The sequence below is a fragment of the Pseudomonas sp. GL_135 genome (assembly GCF_057834665.1).
Genome location: NZ_CM174408.1, coordinates 623,988 through 645,404 on the forward strand (window position 1 = coordinate 623,988; position 21,417 = coordinate 645,404).

General features: G+C 61.7%; 19 protein-coding genes. 7 read left to right on the forward strand and 12 right to left on the reverse strand.

Translation table 11 applies throughout. The annotated features are described in order from the left end of the window. Positions 1-50: 50 nt before the first annotated feature. On the reverse strand, positions 51-2,657 hold the full coding sequence (leuS, locus tag AC3ISG_RS02880; protein ID WP_489298462.1) for a leucine--tRNA ligase: 2,607 nt from the start codon (positions 2,655-2,657) through the stop codon (positions 51-53). Positions 2,658-2,957: 300 nt separating this feature from the next. Here leuS and AC3ISG_RS02885 point away from each other — a divergent pair, with 300 nt between their 5' ends. Beyond that, positions 2,958-3,329 carry a hypothetical protein gene (locus AC3ISG_RS02885; protein WP_122536898.1) on the forward strand — a complete coding sequence of 124 codons (372 nt, stop codon included), beginning with the start codon at positions 2,958-2,960 and terminating at the stop codon, positions 3,327-3,329. Between the two features lie 85 nt (positions 3,330-3,414). Further along, on the forward strand, positions 3,415-4,176 hold the full coding sequence (locus AC3ISG_RS02890; RefSeq protein WP_122624010.1) for a YdcF family protein: 762 nt from the start codon (positions 3,415-3,417) through the stop codon (positions 4,174-4,176). 217 nt (positions 4,177-4,393) lie between these two features. Here AC3ISG_RS02890 and lnt read toward each other — a convergent pair whose 3' ends face one another. From lnt to miaB, 5 genes are all read right to left on the reverse strand, one after another. After that, positions 4,394-5,914, reverse strand: a complete 1,521-nt coding sequence (gene lnt, locus AC3ISG_RS02895) for an apolipoprotein N-acyltransferase (protein WP_122536901.1) — start codon at positions 5,912-5,914, stop codon at positions 4,394-4,396. A gap of 26 nt (positions 5,915-5,940) precedes the next feature. Continuing rightward, complete coding sequence (locus AC3ISG_RS02900) at positions 5,941-6,783, reverse strand: CorC family transporter (protein WP_065988361.1); 843 nt, start codon at positions 6,781-6,783, stop codon at positions 5,941-5,943. A 5-nt stretch (positions 6,784-6,788) separates the two neighbouring features. Further along, entirely contained in the window at positions 6,789-7,304 is a 516-nt protein-coding gene (gene ybeY / locus AC3ISG_RS02905; protein ID WP_489298463.1) for an rRNA maturation RNase YbeY, read from the reverse strand. Continuing rightward, a complete protein-coding gene (locus tag AC3ISG_RS02910; protein ID WP_489298464.1) occupies positions 7,297-8,313 on the reverse strand; it encodes a PhoH family protein in 1,017 nt (338 codons plus the stop codon). Before AC3ISG_RS02910 ends, ybeY begins: the two co-directional genes overlap by 8 nt. 263 nt (positions 8,314-8,576) lie before the next feature. Beyond that, positions 8,577-9,905: a tRNA (N6-isopentenyl adenosine(37)-C2)-methylthiotransferase MiaB gene (gene miaB / locus AC3ISG_RS02915; RefSeq protein WP_346631221.1), complete on the reverse strand. Its 1,329-nt coding sequence runs from the start codon at positions 9,903-9,905 to the stop codon at positions 8,577-8,579. Positions 9,906-10,036: 131 nt separating this feature from the next. On the opposite strand from miaB, the gene AC3ISG_RS02920 reads away from it, so the two are divergent. Continuing rightward, on the forward strand, positions 10,037-10,363 hold the full coding sequence (locus AC3ISG_RS02920; protein ID WP_081569306.1) for a DUF1820 family protein: 327 nt from the start codon (positions 10,037-10,039) through the stop codon (positions 10,361-10,363). Positions 10,364-10,369: 6 nt separating this feature from the next. Here the strand turns inward: AC3ISG_RS02920 and AC3ISG_RS02925 are convergent, their stop codons facing one another. From AC3ISG_RS02925 to AC3ISG_RS02940, 4 genes are all read right to left on the reverse strand, one after another. After that, entirely contained in the window at positions 10,370-10,936 is a 567-nt protein-coding gene (locus tag AC3ISG_RS02925; protein WP_122536990.1) for a tetratricopeptide repeat protein, read from the reverse strand. A 198-nt stretch (positions 10,937-11,134) separates the two neighbouring features. Next, positions 11,135-12,418, reverse strand: a complete 1,284-nt coding sequence (gene hemL, locus AC3ISG_RS02930) for a glutamate-1-semialdehyde 2,1-aminomutase (RefSeq protein ID WP_122536905.1) — start codon at positions 12,416-12,418, stop codon at positions 11,135-11,137. Between the two features lie 57 nt (positions 12,419-12,475). Then, a complete protein-coding gene (gene thiE / locus AC3ISG_RS02935; protein ID WP_122536906.1) occupies positions 12,476-13,102 on the reverse strand; it encodes a thiamine phosphate synthase in 627 nt (208 codons plus the stop codon). Between the two features lie 23 nt (positions 13,103-13,125). Then, positions 13,126-13,923 carry a hydroxymethylpyrimidine/phosphomethylpyrimidine kinase gene (locus tag AC3ISG_RS02940; RefSeq protein ID WP_489298465.1) on the reverse strand — a complete coding sequence of 266 codons (798 nt, stop codon included), beginning with the start codon at positions 13,921-13,923 and terminating at the stop codon, positions 13,126-13,128. 431 nt (positions 13,924-14,354) lie between these two features. Here AC3ISG_RS02940 and AC3ISG_RS02945 point away from each other — a divergent pair, with 431 nt between their 5' ends. The 4 genes from AC3ISG_RS02945 (at position 14,355) to AC3ISG_RS02960 (ending at position 20,394) form a co-directional block, all read left to right on the forward strand. After that, the gene (locus tag AC3ISG_RS02945) at positions 14,355-16,310 is read left to right on the forward strand and encodes a sensor histidine kinase (RefSeq protein WP_489298466.1); all 1,956 of its coding nucleotides are present in this window, start codon (positions 14,355-14,357) and stop codon (positions 16,308-16,310) included. Between the two features lie 175 nt (positions 16,311-16,485). Further along, complete coding sequence (locus tag AC3ISG_RS02950) at positions 16,486-18,132, forward strand: acyl-CoA dehydrogenase family protein (RefSeq protein WP_489299446.1); 1,647 nt, start codon at positions 16,486-16,488, stop codon at positions 18,130-18,132. 93 nt (positions 18,133-18,225) lie between these two features. Next, entirely contained in the window at positions 18,226-19,689 is a 1,464-nt protein-coding gene (gene amn / locus AC3ISG_RS02955) for an AMP nucleosidase (RefSeq protein ID WP_122536909.1), read from the forward strand. Between the two features lie 72 nt (positions 19,690-19,761). Then, positions 19,762-20,394, forward strand: coding sequence for an rRNA large subunit pseudouridine synthase E (locus AC3ISG_RS02960; protein WP_122624014.1), 633 nt, complete (start codon positions 19,762-19,764; stop codon positions 20,392-20,394). A gap of 1 nt (position 20,395) precedes the next feature. Here the strand turns inward: AC3ISG_RS02960 and AC3ISG_RS02965 are convergent, their stop codons facing one another. After that, complete coding sequence (locus AC3ISG_RS02965; protein WP_489298467.1) at positions 20,396-20,602, reverse strand: DUF2788 domain-containing protein; 207 nt, start codon at positions 20,600-20,602, stop codon at positions 20,396-20,398. A gap of 23 nt (positions 20,603-20,625) precedes the next feature. After that, complete coding sequence (locus AC3ISG_RS02970; RefSeq protein ID WP_074893299.1) at positions 20,626-21,105, reverse strand: Lrp/AsnC family transcriptional regulator; 480 nt, start codon at positions 21,103-21,105, stop codon at positions 20,626-20,628. Positions 21,106-21,417 lie beyond the last annotated feature (312 nt).

Sequence of the window (21,417 nt, forward strand, 5' to 3'; positions counted from 1 at the left end):
CCCGGGTTCTTGAAATTGATGCGGCGCCTGCAGGCAGGCGCCCGATTGCGTCAGCTGGCGACGATGTTAACCAGTTTGCCCGGCACCACGATCACTTTGCGGATCGTCAGGCCGTCGATGAAGCGCAGGACGTTTTCGTTGATCCGTGCGGCAGCCTCGACTTCTTCGCGGGTGGCGCTGGCCGGCATCTCGATGTGGCCACGCAGCTTGCCATTGACCTGAATCACCAATTGCAACGTGTCCTGCACCAGTGCCGAGTCATCGACCACAGGCCAGCCGGCGTCGATGATCGGACCGGAGTGGCCCAGCGCAGCCCACAGTTCGTGGCTGATGTGCGGGGTGATCGGCGCCAGCAACAGCGCGACCGTCTCCAGACCTTCCTGCAACAGCGCGCGGTCCTGAGCCGAAACCTGCGGCGCTTTTTCCAGCACGTTCATCAGCGTCATCACTTGCGCGATGGCGGTGTTGAATTTGTGATGCTGCCCAACGTCTTGGCCGGCCTGCTTGATGGCCAGGTGAATCGAGCGGCGAATGGCCTTCTGGTCGTCGTTCAACGCGGTCTTGTCGAGTGCGCTTGCAGCGCCCGCCGTCACGTGGGCCTGAGCCAGACGCCAGACGCGCTTGAGGAAGCGGTGCGAGCCTTCCACACCAGAGTCAGACCATTCCAGGCTCATGTCGGGCGGCGAGGCGAACATCATGAACAGGCGGCAGGTGTCGGCGCCGTACTGGTCGATCATCGACTGAGGGTCGACGCCGTTGTTCTTCGATTTGGCCATCTTTTCGATGCCGCCGATTTCAACCGGCTGGCCGTCGGCAATCAGCTTGGCGCCGATGATCTTGGCTTTGCTGTCGCGTTCGAACTCGACGTCTGCCGGGTTGAACCAGGTTTTGCTGCCGTTGGCTTCCAGACGGTAGAACGTCTCGGCCACGACCATGCCCTGGGTCAACAGGTTCTTGAACGGCTCGTTGGAGCTGACCAGGCCTTCGTCGCGCATCAGCTTGTGGAAGAAGCGCGCGTACAGCAGGTGCAGGATCGCGTGTTCGATACCGCCAATGTACTGATCAACCGGTAGCCAGTGATTCGCGGCCTTCGGGTCGACCATGCCGCCTTCGTAATGAGGCGAGGCGTAGCGGGCGAAATACCACGAGGACTCGACGAAGGTGTCCATGGTGTCGGTTTCGCGCTTGGCCGGTGCGCCGCAGGTCGGGCAACTGCACTCGTAAAACTCGGGCATGCGCGCCAGCGGTGAGCCCGCGCCATCCGGTACCACGTCTTCAGGCAGCTTGACCGGCAGTTGATCTTCCGGGACAGGCACGTCGCCGCACGTGTCGCAGTGAATGATCGGGATCGGGCAGCCCCAGTAGCGCTGGCGGCTGATGCCCCAGTCGCGCAGGCGGAACTGGGTGCGGGACTTGCCGAGCTCTTTCTTGAGCAGCGCGGCTTCCATGGCGTCGAATGCGCCGGCGAAGTCCAGGCCGTCGAATTCACCGGAGTTGATCAAATGACCGTGCTCGCCGTATGCGTCCTGCCACGGTGCAGGGGTTTCATCGCCCGCACTGGTGCGCACAACGGCTTTGATGGGCAGGCTGTACTTGGTCGCGAATTCAAAATCACGTTCGTCATGGGCAGGAACCGCCATGACCGCGCCGTCGCCGTAATGCATCAGCACATAGTTGGCGACCCACACCGGCAGCTTCTCGCCGGTCAGCGGGTGCTCGACGAACAGCGAGGTCGGCAGGCCTTTCTTTTCCTGGGTGGCGACGTCGGCTTCGGCAACGCTGCCGCTTTTGCATTCGTTGATAAATGCTTGCAGCTCGGGATTATTCTGCGCAGCCAAAGTCGCCAGCGGGTGCTCGGCGGCAACGGCCACGTAGGTCGCGCCCATCAATGTGTCGGGGCGGGTGGTGAAGACTTTCAGGGTGCCGACTTCGCCGATGGACGCCTGGTCGTACGGAAACTGCACTTCCATGCCGCGGGATTTGCCGATCCAGTTGCGCTGCATGGTCTTGACCTGTTCAGGCCAGCCCGGCAACTCGTCGAGGCTCTCCAGCAGCTCATCCGCGTAGGCGGTGATCTTGAAGTAGTACATCGGGATTTCGCGTTTTTCGATCACCGCGCCCGAGCGCCATCCGCGCCCGTCGATGACTTGCTCGTTGGCCAGGACGGTCTGGTCGACCGGGTCCCAGTTCACGGTACCGTTCTTGCGGTAGATCACGCCTTTTTCGAACAGGCGAGTAAACAGCCATTGTTCCCAGCGGTAGTAATCGGGTTTGCAGGTAGTGATTTCGCGGGACCAGTCGATCGCCAGACCCAGGCTCTTGAGCTGGTTCTTCATGTAGGCGATGTTTTCGTAGGTCCACTTGGCAGGGGCGACGTTGTTCTTCATCGCGGCGTTTTCCGCCGGCATGCCGAATGCGTCCCAGCCCATGGGCTGCAGCACGTTCTTGCCCTGCATGCGCTGATAACGGGCGATCACGTCGCCGATGGTGTAGTTGCGCACGTGACCCATGTGTAGCTTGCCGCTGGGGTAAGGGAACATCGACAGGCAGTAAAAGGTGTCCTTGCCTGGCTGTTCACTGACTTCAAAAGACTTTTGCTCGTCCCAGAAGGTCTGGGCGGCGGCTTCGATTTCGCGGGGCTGGTAGAGTTCGTGCATGGCTACTTTTGGCTGAAATGAGTGACCCTTGACCGCTTCTCGGCGTGACCGGATCAGGAGGCCTTCGCATGCCAGACGAGGCCGTCCGCATTGCGATGCATCCCTGCCCGGTTGGGCGGAAGTGGATTTACAGGAAGCGCCGTAGCATACATGAGGCTACCAAGCCGAGGGAAACCCTGATTGCGTGCTCAAGACTCGGCATCTGCGGCATCCGCCGTTGGTCGCGGCATCGCGCCGGTTTTTGCAGCGGCGCTAAGCTCACTGACGGGGGTAAGTGTTTATCTTCAGTGAGGTGAACGGATGGCAGAGCTGCAGCATGAAGTAGAGCAACCTGATGTGTATGACCGTTTGATCGATCGTCTGGGCCTGGCTCTGGACACGGCAAAAACAGCGGTGCGGCTTCGGAACGAATCCCCCGCCGAGCTTGAGTTGCGTGGCTTGAGTCACGCCGAGTTTCAGCTGATCGAGGCTTATCTGGGCAGAACCGAAGTCGCTCTCAAAGAAGATTTTCCGATCGTCACGAGGGCACGTTCCAGCACCTCACGGGAGCCTTCCGAGCCGATGCGAGCGCCCCATCCCCACGCCAATGTCATCTGGCTCAAGGATCAGCGCCGAGCCAAAGTGTCGGCAAAGTTGAGTCGCTACAGTTCCACCAAACATTTCAAGCGTTAACTTCTGCGGGGGCTGACCCCGGCCAATCGAGCATTGCTGCTTAGCGTCATTGCTTCTAGGCTTCGGGCATCTTTGGAGATGCCCGATGCCCTTTCGTTACTTCATTAAAAACCTGCTGCTGCCTCCGGGCCTGTTCCTGCTGATATTAGTGCTTGCCTGGTGGTTGAGAAATCGCCGGCCAGTGTTGGCGCGGGTGCTGTTTGTGATGGGCGTTGGCGGGATGGCCGCGATGAGTCTGCCAATCGTGGTGGAGTGGTCGGCGAAGGGTATCGAGCGCATTCCGCCGCTGCCGCAGAGCGAGTGGGCAACGCTGGCGCAGCGGGCAGACGCGATCGTGATTCTAGGGTCAGGCCGTGAGCGCAACGACCCGAGCTGGGGCACTGACATCCCGACGGGCGTTGCGCTGGAGCGCATGCGATACGCCGCGCGTCTGTCGAAGGCGTCCGGTTTGCCGATTCTTACCACCGGCGGGCTGCATTACGGTGAGCCGCCGAGCGAGGCGGCGATCATGGCCGATTCTCTGCGCGACGACTTTGGCGTGAGTGTCCGTTGGCAAGAAGGTGAAAGCCGCACGACCTGGGAAAACGCCAACATGACCGCCGCGATGTTATTGCCCCAAGGCATCAAACGCGTGGTGGTGGTGACCCAGGCGTGGCACATGCCGCGTTCGGTCTGGAGTTTCGAGAAGGCCGGATTCACCGTGGTCCCGGCGCCTGTGGGATTCCTCAGCGTGGACAACGCCCGCCCGTTCGGTGGCTGGACGCCGGAGGCGAGGGCAGTGTGGCAGAACGGGCAACTGATCAACGAAGCGGCGGGGTTGGTGGGATATAGGCTGTTTTACCGGTGACAGAATTGCCTTGGCGTCGTGGAAGATCCACGGTGGCGCAGCAGGCGCGGTCCATGTGGGAGCGAGCTTGCTCGCGAAGAGGTCCGATCATCCGGAAATTTTCGGTGGCTGAAATGCCTTCTTCGTGAGCAAGCTCACTCCCACAGGGTTGCGTTCGCTGCGCGACGGTGCTGTGTCAGGACGCCGTGACCTCTATTGCAGAGAGCCAGCAACTGGCTCACACCGCCTTCGCCATCCTGCCGGCAAAAAATGCCCAGCCGATCAGCAGCAGCGACAGAACAATCAACGGCCACGAGCGCCAGTGCAGGTACGGCGTGAGGTTTTGCATCGGTGTCACTTCGCCGTACATCACCGCGCGTTCGAATTGCGGCACGGTGGTGGTGATTTTGCCAAACGGGTCGATCAGCGCGCTGACGCCGTTGTTGGTGGCGCGGATCATCCAGCGGCCGGCTTCCAGTGCGCGCATCTGCGCCATCTGCAAATGCTGCAGCGGGCCGATGGAGGTGCCGAACCAGGTATCGTTGCTGACCGTCAGCAGCAGATCGCTTTGCGCCGCCAGCCCTGCGGCGAACTCCGGATACACCACTTCATAACAAATGAACGGCGCGATTTCATAGCCCTTCGCCTGCAGCAGCGCTTGCCCGGACGGCCCGCGGGCAAAGTCGGACATTGGCAGATTGAAAAAACCGATCAGCCCGCGTAACAGGTCCTGCAGCGGCACGTACTCACCAAACGGCACCAGCTTCTGTTTCAGGTAAGTCCCATCGCCTTCGCCGGTGACGGTAATGGCGTTGTAGTAACGGTATTCCCCATGGGTGCCTTTCTCACGCAGCGGCACGCCGGTGATCAGCGCCGAATCCCGGTCGGCCGCAAACTTGCCCATCACCGACAGGTAACCTTCGACCGACTCCTTCAGAACAGGCACCGCTGTTTCCGGCCAGATGATCAGGTCAGCTTTTTTCGAGGTGAACGTCATGTCACGGTACAGCGCGAGTTGCGCGTTCAGCGCCGCCGGGTCCCACTTCATGCTCTGCTCGACGTTGCCCTGCATGGCCGCGACGGTCAGTGGCTGACCGGAAGGCTCGGTCCAGGCGTGATTTTTAAGCGCCAGCCCGGCGACCCAGGGTGCCAGCAGCAACACGATGCCAGCCGCCAGCTTTGGCGCGCGCGTCCGCAAGCGGGGCAAGTTGCACAGCAAAGCGGCGCTCAGCGCGAGCACGAAGGAGATCAGCCACATGCCGCCCACTGGCGCGAGGCCTTTGAGGGGACCGTCCAGTTGGCTGTAGCCGGAATAGAGCCAGGGGAAACCGGTGAGGAACCAGCCGCGAAACATTTCCTGGCCGAACCACAGCGCCGCGAAGGCCAGTGAATCGGCGAGCGGGGCTTCGTTGCGGCGGATCCAGCGGGCCCAGATCCAGGCCGGAAGGGCGAAGAAGAACGCCACCGACGCACAGAAAAGCACCATCAGGAACACGGCAAGCCAGACCGGCGCCTCGCCGTAGGTGTGGATGCTGACGTAAATCCAGCTGGTGCCGCCGCCGAACAGGCCAAACCCGTAGGACCAGCCGCGCCAGAGGGCCTGACGGGGTGTGAGGTCTCGCAGGCCGAGATAGAAAACCACCAGCGCGACAATTGCCAGTGGCCAGATATCGAACGGTGCCAGGGCCAGGGTAATCAACGCGCCGGCCACCATGGCCAGCAGGTTACCGGGCCAGCCGGGGCGGGTGATCCAGCGCATTTACATTCCTTAAAGCGGGTAGGGCGTTACGTGCGGTTGATCGGGCTCAGGCGCAGCAAGTGAATACGACGGCTGTCGGCATTCAGGATGCGGAAACGGTACGCGCCGATTTCGGTGATTTCATTACGCTTGGGCAGATGCCCGAACGCATTCATCACCAGACCGCCCACGGTGTCGAATTCGTCATCGGAGAACCCGCTGTCGAAGAACTCGTTGAAGCTCTCGATCGGGGTCAGCGCCTTGACCAGGAAGTCGCCACTGGGCAGCGGCTTGATGTAGCTGTCTTCCTCGACGTCGTGCTCGTCTTCGATGTCGCCGACGATTTGCTCAAGCACGTCTTCGATGGTCACCAGACCCGCCACGCCGCCGTATTCGTCGATGACGATGGCCATGTGATTGTGGTTGGCGCGGAATTCCCGCAACAGCACGTTCAGGCGCTTGGACTCAGGGACGAAGGTCGCCGGGCGCAGCAGGCTTTTCACGTCGCCGCTGCCACCGTCTTCCTTGAGAATCAGCGGCAGCAGGTCCTTGGCGAGCAATACACCCAGCACGTCATCGTGGCTTTCGCCGATGACCGGGTAGCGCGAATGCGCCGAGTCGATCACGGCTGGCAGAAACTCGCGTGGGGTCTGGCTGGCCTTGATGCTGATCATCTGCGAACGCGGCACCATGATGTCGCGGACCTGCAGGTCCGCGACCTGGATGGCACCTTCGACGATGGCCAGCGCTTCACTGTCCAGCAGCTTGTTCTGATGGGCTTCGCGCAGCAGCTCCAGCAGCTCCTGACGGTTTTTCGGCTCATGGGCAAATGCCTGGGTCAGTTTGCCCAACCATGACTTTTGCCCGTTGCTCGATCGGTCTTCGCTCATAGCCCTTACTCGTGGTCCTTGGCTGATGTTTCTAAATGGGGTGTGTCGGAATGCGGGGTGTTGACGGTTTCGTCGTCGGCGTAAGGATCCGGATAGCCAAGCTCTGCAAGCAACTCCCGTTCCAGCGCTTCCATCTCTTCGGCTTCGTCATCATCGATGTGATCGTAGCCCAACAGATGCAGACAGCCGTGAATGACCAGATGCGCCCAATGGGCGTCCGGTGACTTGCCTTGTTCAGCGGCTTCACGGGTGACGACAGGCACACAGATGACCAGATCGCCCAACAGCGGAATGTCCAGCATCTCGTCGGGGACGTCGGCAGGAAACGACAGCACGTTGGTGGCGTAATCCTTGTGCCTCCACGTGTTGTTCAGCTCTCGGCCTTCGGCTTCGTCGACGAGGCGAACGGTCAGTTCGGAGTCAGCCGAGCGCTGGCGCAGGCCCATTTCACACCAGAGGCGGAACTGAGCTTCGCTTGGGGCGCTGGCTTCGCTCGCACGTTGCAGATCCAGCTCAAGCATCGCGGCGAGTGTCCCGTGAAGCCTGGGGAACGGCCGGGTTGTCGTTGCGTTCTTCGTAGCGCTCGTACGCTTCGACGATGCGCTGCACCAGCGGATGGCGCACGACGTCCTTGGGCTTGAAGTGGGTGAAGCTGATGCCCGGCACGTCCTTGAGCACGTCGATGACGTGGTTCAGCCCGGATTTCGTGCCCTTGGGCAGATCGATCTGGGTGACGTCACCGGTGATCACGGCCGTGGAGCCGAAACCGATACGGGTCAGGAACATTTTCATCTGCTCGACGGTGGTGTTCTGACTCTCGTCGAGAATGATGAAGCTGTTATTAAGGGTGCGACCGCGCATATAAGCCAGCGGCGCGACTTCGATCACCTGCTTCTCGATCAGCTTGGCGACGTATTCGAAGCCGAGCATTTCGTACAGCGCGTCATACAGCGGGCGCAGGTACGGGTCGATTTTCTGGGACAGATCACCGGGCAGGAAGCCGAGCTTTTCGCCCGCTTCTACGGCAGGACGCACCAGCAGGATGCGGCGGATGGTTTCGCGCTCAAGCGCATCCACCGCAGCGGCCACCGCCAGATAGGTCTTGCCGGTACCGGCCGGACCGATGCCGAAGTTGATGTCGTTGGCGAGGATTTCCTTCACGTACCGCTGCTGATTCAAGCCACGCGGGCGAATCATGCCTTTCTTGGTACGCAAAGCGACGCCGACTTCGGCAGCAGGGTGGTTGTCCAGCTCTTCGACGCCGGACTCCTGCAGGAACAGATGAACCATGTCCGGGGACAGTTCGGTCGCTTTCGTTTCCCGATACAGCCGGCGCAGCAGGTTTTCTGCCGAGGTGGTTTGTTTGCGCTCGCCGATCATCTCGAACTGGGCTCCGCGATTGCGGATCTCGATGTTCAGGCGCTGTTCGATCAAGCGCAGGTGCTCGTCGAATTGCCCGCACAGATTGGCGAAGCGGTGAGCCTCGATAGGTTCGAGGCTGAAGCGATGTGGTTCGATAGGTGCGTTCAAAGTGGTTTTGGGCCGCCCGACGGCAATGTGAAGTGACGTGAAGGATAACCCCTGCAGGCAGTGTCCGGAAGGGTTCACTCACGAATGGATAAATGAGGTGCGCAGACACCCGGCAGGGTGCCCTCTAACAGACAGCCTGCCGGACTTGCGAACTGAATCGCGCGCCGGTGCAGCCGACGTATGGCTGCTGTCCGGCACCTGATTCAGCGCCCGGGCCTGCGCACAAACACTCATGCGTGGCGATTACATTGGGGCGCTTTGGCTTATTGCAACAACGACCCGCGCAGCGAGTGAGGTTGGGCGCTGTCGATATAGACATCAGCGAACTGGCCGATCAGCCGGGGGTTGTCGCAGCGGAAATTGACGATGCGGTTGTTCTCGGTACGGCCCTGCAGTTCGCCGGGGTCCTTCTTCGAGTAATCGGTGACCAGAATGCGCTGCACTGTGCCGGCCATCTTGCGGCTGATGTCCAGGCCCTGACGGTTGATCAGGTCCTGCAGCTGCTTGAGACGCTCTTTCTTCACCTCTTCTGAAGTGTCGTCGGCCAGATCGGCCGCGGGTGTGCCGGGGCGCGCGCTGTAAACGAAGGAGTAGGAGAAATCCATGCCGACGTCTTCCACCAACTTCATGGTTTGCAGGTGATCCTTCTCGGTTTCGCCCGGGAAGCCGACGATGAAGTCGGAGCTGATGCAGATGTCCGGCACCGCCGCGCGCAACTTGCGCAGGCGTGACTTGTACTCGAGTACGGTGTGATTACGCTTCATCGCCGCGAGAATCCGGTCGGAACCTGATTGCACGGGCAAGTGCAGATGCTTCACCAGCTCCGGGACTTCCGCGTGGGCCTGTATCAGGCTGTCGGAGAATTCCAGCGGGTGCGAGGTGGTGTAGCGAATGCGGTCGATGCCGTCGATGGCGGCAACCACCCGGATCAGTTCGGCCAGATCAGCAAGGCGTCCGTCGTGGGTCGTGCCACGGTAGCCGTTGACGTTCTGGCCCAGCAGGGTCACTTCACGCACGCCGTTCTCGGCCAGATGAAGCACCTCGTTGATGACGTCGTCGAACGGCCGGCTGACTTCTTCGCCACGGGTGTACGGCACCACGCAGAACGTGCAGTACTTGCTGCAACCTTCCATCACCGACACATAAGCGCTCGGGCCATCGACACGCGGCTCGGGCAAATGGTCGAATTTTTCGATTTCGGGGAACGAGACGTCGACCTGGGGCAGGCGAGTGATGCGCGCCGCGTCGATCATTTCCGGCAGACGGTGCAGGGTCTGCGGGCCGAACACCACGTCGACGTACGGCGCGCGATCGCGGATGGCCGCGCCTTCCTGACTCGCCACGCAGCCACCGACGGCGATGACCATTTCCGGATTTGCCAGCTTCAATTCGCGCCAGCGGCCAAGCTGGGAGTACACCCGGTCCTGCGCCCGCTCGCGAATCGAGCAGGTGTTGAGCAGGATGACGTCAGCGTCTTCCGCCCGTGCGGTGACTTCCAGTGCTTGATGTTCGCCCAGCAGATCGACCATGCGCGAGCTGTCGTACTCGTTCATCTGGCAACCGTGGGTTTCGATGTAAAGCTTCTTGGCCATGCGGGGGTTCATCAGGTGATTCAAAGAACCGCGCATTATAGGGATGCGGGCCCCGGCTTCCTAGCGTCGTCTAACCAGCGGCATGCTATAGTTCGCGCCCTTTTCAAAACGCTGATCACTGCCTGCCTGTTATGACCAAACGCGAAGCTCCAATCTACAAGGTGATTTTTCTCAACCAGGGACAGGTGTTCGAGATGTACGCCAAACAGATCTATCAGAGCGATCTGTGGGGTTTTCTGGAAGTGGAAGAATTCGTCTTCGGCGAGCGCACCACCGTTGTGGTCGACCCTAGCGAAGAGAAACTCAAAGCGCAGTTCGACGGCGTTGTGCGCAGCTTTGTGCCGATGCACTCGATCGTGCGGATCGATGAAGTGGAGCGGATGGGCACCGCGAAGATTTCCGAAGCGCGTCAGACCGGCAACGTCATGCCGTTTCCGATGCCGATGCCGGACAAGTAATCCCGGTTAAGGCTTGGCGCTGTCGTCAGGGAAGGGCGCAAACGGTGTGCGTCCTTCAGCGGTCTGCAGCTCCAGCAGGTATTTGCGGAAGATCTGCCCGAGCACTTGGGTGGCCACTTCCAGATCTTCGCGCTTCATCTGCGCGGACACTTCATCCGCCTGATCCAGCGCATCTTCCGAACCGTTGACCGCCGCCATCTTCAGCACGATGTACGCCTGAATGTTATTGGCCTGCACCCCTTCGCCACGAAAGAACATCAAGCCCAGTTGGTACTGCGCCTGAGCATGTCCTTGCAACGAAGCTTTTTCGAAATAGTTGAGCGCCTGGGGCAGATCGCGCGGCGCACCTTTGCCCTCGTAGTAGAACTCCCCTAACTCGTATTGCGCCTGCGCATCCCCATCCTGAGCCGCCTGCTGACAAGCGGACAACGCTGCTGGCAGGTTGTCTGGCTGGGTATTGAGGGTGCAACGACCCACCGCCGGGATCAACAACGAGTTGCCACCTGCATTTGCCAGCAGGGGATGAAGAAGCAACAGGCAGCCCAATGCAAGGGCGCGGCCGGTGCGATTCATGGAAGTCGACTTACCTCTGAAAAAGGTGCGGGCATGCCCGTCCAGCGAAACGTGCTGGCTGCGCATTATGAAATAAGCGGGGGCAACCTTACAAAGTCTTTACTGATTTTCTGCTGCGCGGGCTTGATTACCCTGAATTCAGGGAGGTTGAGCAGGCTGCAGGTAGGCGGGCGGACTCCGTTCCGCCCGCTAAGCCCATCATTTCAGTTGAGCGAAGGCCTTTTCGGCCGCATCCAGCGTCTGCTGCAACTCCGCGTCGCCGTGGGCGATTGAGGTGAAGCCCGCTTCGAACGCGCTCGGCGCCAGGTACACGCCGCCTTCCAGCATCAGGTGGAAGAACTGCTTGAAGCGATTGGCGTCGCTGGTCATTACGTCCTGGAAGGTGACGATTTCTTTGGCGTCGCTGAAGTACAGGCCGAACATGCCGCCCGCCTGTGTGGTCACGAACGGGATGCCGGCGGCGTCGGCGCGCTGTTGCAGGCCTTCCAGCAGGCGCGTGGTGAAGGCGCTCAGTTCGTCGTGGAAACCCGGACGGCTGATCAGGCGCAGCGTTGTCAGGCCCGCTGCCATCGCCAGCGGATTACCCGACAGCGTGCCGGCCTGATACACCGGGCCCAGCGGCGCGATGTGCGACATGATTTCGCGCTTGCCGCCGAAACAGCCGACCGGCATGCCGCCGCCGATGATCTTGCCGAACGTGCTCAGGTCCGGCTTCACGCCGTAATAGGCCTGCGCCCCGCCGAGGGCGACGCGGAAACCGGTCATCACTTCATCAAAAATCAGCACCACGCCGTGCTCGTCGCAGGCCTCGCGCAGACCTTGCAGGAAACCCGGCGCAGGCGGCACGCAGTTCATGTTGCCGGCCACCGGCTCGACGATGATGCACGCCACTTCCTGGCCGACGTCAGCCAGCATCGTCTTGACCGCTTCGATGTCGTTGAACGGCAGGGTCAGCGTGTGCTTGGCGAACGCCGCCGGGACGCCGGGCGAACTCGGCACGCCCAGGGTCAGCGCGCCCGAGCCGGCTTTCACCAGCAGGCTGTCGGAGTGGCCGTGGTAGCAGCCTTCGAATTTGATAATGCTGTCCCGGCCGGTAAAACCTCGGGCCAGGCGGATCGCGCTCATGGTCGCTTCGGTGCCGGAGCTGACCATGCGTACCATTTCCATCGACGGCACGATCGAGCAGACCAGATCGGCCATCTCGGTTTCCATCGCAGTCGGCGCGCCGTACGACAGCCCGTGCTCCAACTGCTTGCGCACGGCATCCAGCACGTCCGGATGGCTGTGACCCAGAATCATCGGGCCCCACGAGCCGACGTAATCGACATAGCGCTTGTCGTCTTCGTCGGTGACGTACGCGCCCACCGCGTGTTTGAAGAACAGCGGCGTGCCACCGACGCTTTTGAAGGCGCGGACCGGCGAGTTGACGCCGCCGGGGATGTGTTTCTGGGCGTTGGCGAAGAGGGTTTCAGAACGGGACATGATGAGGTCTCTGTTTGAATCGGAAATGAATGAGTGCGTAACCGGCGTGATCAAGAATCAGGCGGGCTTGAACAAATCGTTGAAGGCGCGGGCGCGGCGGGTGACTTCCTGGGTGGTTTCCGCGCCGAAGAGCCCGTGCACGACGGCCAGCAGATCGGCGCCGTGGGCCACCAGCGGCGCGGCGTTTTCCAGGGTGATGCCGCCGATCACCGCAATCGGCAGATTGATGCGTTTGCGCGCCTGAGTAAGCAGGTCGAGGCTGCAGGTGGGCGCGCCGGGTTTGGTCTGGGAATTGAAGAAGCGTCCGAAGGCAACATAGGTGGCGCCGTCGGCCTTGGCCTTGTCGGCGAGCTCCAATTGCGCGTGGCAGGTCGCCCCGACAATGGCTTTGTGACCGAGCAGGGCGCGGGCGTCCGGCAGTGAGCCGTCGGTTTGCCCAAGGTGCACGCCAACGCCCAGGCGCGCGGCCACTTCGGCGTCGTCGTTGATGATCAGGCGGGTCTTGTAGCGCTCGCACAGCTTGAGCAGCGCCGAGGCCTCACGCAGGCGGCGGGTCTCGTCACCGGATTTGTCGCGGTATTGCAGCAGGGTCAAACCGCCATCGAGGGCGGCTTCGACGTAAGACAGGAATTTGCCGGCCAACAGCTGGCTGTCGGTCACGGCATACAAGCCACGTAATCTCATCAAGGTGCCTCTTTTTCGTGGCGTTACGAGCAGAAATCCAGCGGCAGGCGTCGCGGAACGAACTGTCCCCGGCCCAGCTGTTCGGCATCGCGCAGCGTGCGCCAAGTGTAGTCCAGCGCGATTTGCACAGCGCCCATCAGGTCCTGACCCAGCGCCAGTCTTCCCGCCAGCGCGCTGGCCAGTGTGCAGCCGGAGCCGTGATAACTGCCCGGCAGGCGCTGGCAGGTAAAGGTGCGTGACTGCCCGCCGCGGATGTACAGACGGTTGTGAACTTCGTGCTCATCGCCATGACCGCCGGTGATCAACAAGTGCTCACAGAACGGCAGCAGCTTCTCGGCACACTCGTCGGCAGTGCCTTCGGGGAGCTCGGCGAGGATGCGCGCTTCCGGCAGGTTGGGCGTGGCGATGGTAGCGAGGGGCAGCAGACGCTCGCGCATGGCATAACCCACCTCGTCCTTGCCCAGCCGACCACCGCCACCGGCACGCAACACCGGATCGCAGACCATCGGCAGATGCGGATGAGCGGCCAGCAGTTCGACGATAGTGTCGACCATCTCCAGCGAGCCCAACATCCCCAGCTTCACCGCCGCGACGGTGGAATCGTTGAGCACGGCATTGGCTTGCGCCAGCACCCACTCGCGATCCAGCACCCGAAAGTCAGTGACATTCACGGTGTCCTGAACGGTCAGGGCGGTGACAGCGGGAGCGGCGTGGCAACCCTGGGCGAGCAGGGCTTCGATATCTGCCTGCAAGCCGGCGCCGCCACTGGGGTCGTGGCCGGAGAGACAGAGGACAACAGGGCGGGAGCTATAGATATTCATGGTGCGCGAGCTTACCACTAAAGTTTTTGCCGGTCCCACTGAGTGCGCGCCGTGCTTTTGGTAGGACCGGCTTCAGCCGGGAATGGGCCAGTGCGTACGCCATCAATTTTGCGGTGAGACATCCGGCGCCTTCCGGCTAAAGCCGGTCCCACTGGGTGCATTGCGATCAGCCTGTACTGCTTGGCAATTTTCTGGCCAAAGCCAGTCCTGCAGGTGAACGAACCCGTCTCACCCAATGCACAGATTTAGATGGTGTCATCGAGCTATCAATCGCTATCCTGTGGCGCTTGATCTGTTCCGCCAAAAGAGTAAATGCAAGTGCGTTGCCCGCTGACCCCCTCGACCGATACAACGGTCGCTCGCAGAATTGTGAAGCCGACCCACGACTCCACGGCGGCTCACGCCCGTCATCAGCGACGAGGGGGTGTCCCATGCGTCTGGTGCTGATCACGCTCCTCTGCCTGTTGCCGATGTTCGCCAGCGCCGTCGATTTCGATGAGAACACCCGCAGTCTGGCATTAGGGCGCCACACCCAGGTGTTCGAAGACCCCACCGGCGATGCCACCATCCAGCAAGTCTCGTCCCCCGAGGGCGCCGCGCGTTTTCGCCCCCTCGTCGGTCCGTCGCTCAACGCCGGGTACTCGCGCTCCGCTTTCTGGCTCAAGGTGCGACTGACCTATCGTCCCGCCAACCCAATCGCATCCGCCGACTGGTTACTGGAACTCGCCTATCCGCCCATGGACCACGTTGATCTGTACCTCGGCGACGGCGATGCGCGCCCCAGCCTAGCTTGGCAAACCGGCGACATGCTGCCGTTTGCCAGTCGGCAGATTAAACAGAACAACTACGTGTTCGATCTCAACCTGAACGCCCACGAAACCAAGACCGTTTACCTGCGCGTCGCCAGTCACGGCTCGGTGCAGGCGCCGCTCAATCTGTGGGCCAGTCACGCTTATATAGAAGAGCAGCCGTCGCGCCTGTACATCCTCGGCATGATCTACGGCGTGCTGGCAGTGATGCTGGTCTACAACCTGTTCATCTACCTCAGCGTGCGTGACACCGCGTATCTGCATTACATCCTCTACATCAGCTTCTTCGGCCTGTATCAGGTGTCGGTTAACGGCGCGGCGATCGAGTATTTCTGGCCGAACAACCCGTGGTGGGCCAATACCTCAACGACATTTCTGATTGCCGCCGCGATCCTGTTTGCCAGCCAGTTCACACGAAGATTCCTGCAGACGCCGAGCCTCGGTCGCTGGCTGGATGTGCCGCTTCTGGTGATGATGGTCTGCGCCGCGGTGATCATGGCGCTCGCGTTGAGCATGGATTACGGTGTCGCGCTGCGCCTGGTGACCGGGCTGGTCTTGCTGTTCACGCCGGTCGTGCTGTTGATCGGGGTGGCGGCGTGGTTCAAGGGGCGGCGGGTCGCGCGGTATTTCATTATTGGCTGGTCGGCGTTCCTCATCGGCGGGGTGGTCAACGCGACCATGCTCCTCGGGCATCTGCCCAACAACTTCTGGACCATGTACGCCAGCCAGATCGGCTCGGTGATCGAGGTGGCGTTACTGTCGCTGGCGCTGGCCGACCGCATCAACGCCATGCGCGAGCGCGAGGCGCAGATCATGGCGGAATCGCGGCAGGGGCTTGAGACCCTCAACCAGCAACTGGCGGTGAGTAACCGATTGAAAGACGAGTTTCTCGCCACGCTGACCCATGAGCTGCGCACGCCCATGAACGGCGTGATCGGTTCGCTGGAATTGATGCAGATGGACGCGGCGCAGAGCGAGATCGAGCTGTATCGCCAGACCGCCGCCGATTCCGCGCAAAACATGATGGGCATCGTCAATGGCATTCTCACACTGACTGAACTGCAAGCGGGCCGCATCACCGTGCGCAACGAGCCGTTCAGCCTGCGTCATGTGCTGTTTCAGCTTCGCAGCGGCTTCGAACCGCTGGCCCGCAACAAGGCGCTGGCGCTGAGTGTTGAGCTGGACGAGACGCTGCCGGACAGCCTCGAAGGTGACGGCGTGAAGTTGCGCCAGTGCCTGGAGTGTCTGCTGGACAACGCGATCAAGTTCACCAAGACCGGGTCCATTAGAGTCCGCGTCAATGGCCAGCGCGCAGACGCTGAACACGTGCGGCTGGTGATCGACGTCATCGACACCGGCATCGGCTTCAGCCGTCTTGATGAAGAAACGCTGTACGCCAATTTCTTCCAGGTGGACGGCTCGACGACGCGGGAATACGGCGGGCTGGGCATCGGCCTGGCGATTTGCCGACAATTGATTGAATTGCAGGGCGGGCGCCTGAGCCATCAGTCCGAGCCGGGTAATGGCAGCCAGTTCCGCCTGAGCCTGGATGTGAAGGTTGCCGCGTTCCCCTTGTAGGAGCGCCACCCCGGTCACTCCTACAGTTGATTTGCGAGGCCATGCGTCGACAAGGCAAAACCGCCGTGATTTCGTCTTCTATGGCGCTGTCGCCGGGGCGGGGTGCGTGATTCACTAGGTCAACTGCACGCCCGCCGCGTGCTGCCCGGACCGGAGTCGCCTCATGGACCAGCGCATCAACCTGCATCAGTTCGCCGAAACCCACGAGGTCACCAATCAGCCGCCGTCCCTGGACGGCACCAACCTGTACCGCATCGACCTGCCGCTGCAAGAGTGGTCGCGGCGCTTCGGTGCCGGCTGGGCCCAGGACCGAATCGACGCCTATGGCGCATTGGCCGGCGGCCCGCTGATGGAAGCGGGCTTCCTCGCCAACCAGAACAAGCCGGTGTTTGCCAGCCATGATCGCTACGGCCATCGAATCGATCTCGTGGAATTTCATCCCGCCTATCACCAACTGATGCAGACGGCGGTAGAGCACGGCATCCCGTCGCTGCCGTGGACCGACCCCCGCGAAGGCGCCCATGTTGCCCGCGCGGCGATGAGCTATTTGCACACCCAGGCCGAAGCGGGCAGCGGTTGTCCGCTGACCATGACCTTCGCCAGCGTGCCAGCGCTGCGCCTGCAACCGGACCTGGCCGAGACCTGGCTGCCGAAGATCCTCGCCACCCACTACGACCCGCGCAACGTCGGCATCGCGCACAAGGCCGGCGCCACCATCGGCATGGCCATGACCGAGAAACAGGGCGGCACCGACGTGCGTGCCAACACCACCCGGGCCTATCCCGTGGGCCAGCCTGGACCGGGTCAGGCCTATGAACTGGTCGGGCACAAGTGGTTTTGTTCTGCGCCCATGTGCGACGCCTTCCTCACCCTGGCGCAGACCGACAAGGGCCTGACCTGTTTCCTGCTGCCGCGCCATCGCCCGGACGACACCCGCAACGCGTTCTACATACAGCGACTGAAGAACAAGCTGGGCAATTGGTCCAACGCCTCCAGCGAAGTGGAATTCCGCGGCGCCCTGGCATGGATGGTGGGCGAGGAGGGGCGCGGTGTGCCGACCATCATCGAAATGGTGGGCATGACCCGCTTCGATTGCATGACCGGTTCCAGCGCACTGATGCGTCAGGCCCTGACCCAGGCCGCGCACCATTGCGCCCACCGCAGCGTCAGCGGTCGCTTGCTCAGCGAACAGCCACTCATGCAAAACGTGCTCGCCGATCTGGCGCTGGAAAGCGAAGCGGCCCTCGCCTTGAGCCTGCGCATGGGGCGCTCGCTGGAGCGTCTGGATGACGGCCACGAAGCCCGTTTCGCACGGCTGGTGACTGCGGTGGGCAAATACTGGATCTGCAAGCGCGCGCCGGCAATGATCAACGAAGCGGCGGAATGCATGGGCGGCGCAGGGTATGTGGAGGACACCATCCTGCCGCGCCTATATCGTGAGGCACCGGTCAATTCGACGTGGGAAGGTTCCGGCAATGTGCAATGCCTGGACGTCCTGCGCGCGTTGTCCAAGGAGCCCGGCGTGCTGGACGCGCTGTTCGACGAGCTTGGCGACGGCCATGGCGACAAGCGTCTGGCCGCGCATATTCACGGCTTGAAAGAGGCGTTTCAGGACACCGGCGACATTCAGTACCGCGCCCGGCAACTCACAGAAGACATCGCCGTCGCGCTGCAGGCAAAACTGCTGCTGGAAGCGGGCAATGCCGTGGTCAGCGACGGGTTTATCGCTGGACGTTTGGAACGGCCGGGGCGTGTCTACGGCGCCTTGCCGCGCGGGGTGGATGTTCAGGCGCTGGTCGCGCGGTCATCGCCGCAGGTCTGACGCGTTCATTGCTGCGTCGGCCGCAGGCAACTCGTGCCTTCGTCATCTGTTGCAGGCAAGATACGCGCTTGCAAGATCAGAAGGATATGCATCGTGACCGAAGCTTTCATTGTCGTAGAAACTGCCGAACACGCCGTTGACCGGCTCGCTGAGCTGCACGCACGGGCAACCACCGCCTTGAGCCAGGCGCTCAAGCGCTACCTGAAAGACCGCGTCGAACCGGATGCCGCCGAGCGTCTGACGTTCCGCTACCCCGAACTGCGCCTGACCTACCACTGCCAGGGCGAAGTGCCGCTGACCACGCGTGCGTACGCCAAGGTTCAACTGCCGGGCACCTACAGCGTCACCGTCACCCACCCGGCGGCGTTCCGCAAATACCTGCTCGAACAACTTGTGCCGTTGATGAACGACTTCACCGTGACGGTGGAAGTGGGCGTCAGCGAGCAGAACATCCCTTACCCGTACGTGGTCGAGCAGGGCGATGAGCTGGCCGGGACCGGCGTCACCGCTGCGACCCTGGCCCGCGTCTTCCCGAGCACCGATTTGTCGGCGGCCACTGATGGCATCGCCGATGGCCTGTACGACTGGGCCAACACCGATCCGCTGCCGCTCGCACTGTTCGACGCCGCGCGTGTGGATTTCTCGCTGCGCCGTCTGGTGCATTACACCGGCAGCGACTGGCGCCATGTTCAGCCGTGGATCCTGCTGACCAACTACCACCGCTACGTCGACCAGTTCATCGTGCATGGCCTGGAAAAACTGCGCGACGACCCGCGCTTCGTGAAGATGGTCCTGCCGGGCAACGTCATTGTCGACAAAAGCATGGATTACGGCGAAGCCCAGGCCATTGTCTCCGGCGTGGTCTGGCATCGTTATCAGATGCCGGCGTATCACCTGATCGCCGAAGACGGCCATGGCGTGACCTTGGTCAACATCGGCGTCGGCCCGTCCAACGCCAAGAACATCACCGATCACCTGGCCGTCCTGCGTCCCCATTGCTGGCTGATGATCGGTCACTGCGGTGGCCTGCGTCAGTCGCAGACCATCGGCGACTACGTGCTCGCCCACGCCTACATGCGTCGCGACGGTATCCTTGATCGCGTGCTGCCGCCGAACATCCCGATTCCGGCGCTGGCCGAAGTGCAAATGGCGTTGCAAGAATCAGCCGCGCAAGTCACCGGCGAACGCGGCGACGATTTGAAGAAGCGTCTGCGCACCGGCACGGTCCTGACCTACGACGACCGCAACTGGGAACTGCGCTGGGCGCAGGAACGGCCGCTGATCAACCTGTCCCGCGCTGTTGCGGTGGACATGGAAAGCGGCACCATTGCCGCCCAGGGTTATCGCCTGCGGGTGCCCTACGGGACCTTGCTCTGCGTCTCGGACAAGCCGCTGCACAGTGAAATCAAGCTGCCGGGCTCGGCCAACGCGTTTTATGAGCGGGCGGTCACCCAGCATTTGAAGATCGGTATCGCCGCGCTGGACCTGATGCGCACGCAGCTCAACTCGCTGCATTCGCGCAAGCTGCGCAGCTTCGACGAGCCGCCATTCCGTTAAGGCGCTAGGCGTTCAACGAAAGGGCCACTAAAGTGGCTCTTTCTGTTTCTGTCATTTTTTCACCGGTTTCCCATGCCCCGCAATCAACGTCCCGATTCCCGCCGTCCTTCGCCTGATCGTACGGGCGCGCCCCGGCGTGTCGCCAAAGCCCCGCCCGCCGAGCCTCGGCTGATTCTGTTCAACAAGCCTTTTGATGTGCTGACCCAGTTCAGTGATGGCGAAGGCCGGGCGACGCTCAAGGACTTCATCGACGTCCCCGGCATCTACCCGGCCGGCCGCCTGGACCGAGACAGCGAAGGTTTGCTGCTGCTGACCAACGACGGCCAACTGCAAGCGCGCATCGCCGACCCCAGGCACAAGCTGGCAAAAACCTACTGGGTGCAGGTGGAGGGCGAGCCCACTGAAGAGCAGTTGACGCGGTTGCGCAATGGCGTGGAGCTTAACGACGGCCCGACCTTGCCGGCACAAGCGCGGCAACTGGACGAGCCGGAACTGTGGCCGCGCAACCCGCCGGTTCGGTTTCGTAAAAGCGTGCCGACCAGCTGGCTGGAGCTGGTCATCAAGGAAGGCCGCAACCGCCAGGTGCGCCGGATGACTGCGGCGGTGGGGCTGCCGACGTTGCGCTTGGTGCGCGTGCGGATTGGCGACTGGAGCCTGGAAGGGCTCGATCAGGGTCAATGGCGGGAAGTGCCGGCGAAGCTTTGATTTAGAGCGGCTGCTCCAGGTAGGCGATCACCACGCTTTTGATCGCAAACGCCAAAATCCCCAGGCCCAGAACGCTGAACAGCAGAATGGTGCCTAAGCGCCCGGCTTTGGATTTTTTTGCCAGATCCCAGACGATGAAACCCATAAATCCGACCAGGGCGGTGATCAACAGGGTCATCATCCATTCTTCAAACAATGCGGGATCCATGGGGTGCTCCTGTCGGATGCAGTTCAGCCGCGCAAATGCACCAGCGGCAATTCGGTGCTCGCCAGTACCTGATTGAGCACGAAGCTGGAGCGCACGCTGGTCACGCCGTCGATACGGGTTAGATGGCCCAGCAGAAATTTCTGATAGTGATCCATGTCCGGGACGACAACCTTTAACTGGTAGTCGGCGTCGATACCGGTCACCAAGCTGCACTCCAGCACCTGCGGCAGGTTGCGAATGTGCTGCTCGAAATTCTCGAAGCGGTCGGGTGTGTGGCGGTCCATCCCGATCAGCACGTAGGCGGTCAGGCTTAGGCCCAGCTTCTTGCGGTCCAGCAGCGCAACCTGACCCACGATATAACCGTCGTCTTCCAGCTGCTTCACGCGGCGCGAGCAGGGTGACGGCGACAGGCCAATGCGCTCGGCCAGCTCCTGATTGGAGATGCGCGCGTCCTTCTGCAATTCGGCCAAAATACTCAAGTCATATCTGTCGAGCTTGCTCATGTCAGGCGCCTTAATGGAATCGATTGCGCAGGATTATTCATCTGAAGTGAATTATTGCGCAAGTCATGTTTTCATCAGCAACATTCGCAATCCTGTGCCGGCTGGCAAAGCCTATTCTTTAACCAGAATCACTGCCCGGACACAGCGTCCAGCGCGGCCCGCCGAATCAGGCCAGCCGCGGCCTCCAGCCCGACAGGGTTGACCAGGCCACCGGGCTACGCACTGTCCAGAAGACGATGCGAGGTGAGCCGACGTCAAAAGCGTTGAGCCAGGACGAAGCATTCCAGAGAGGGCCGTTGAGCCCTCTTTTTT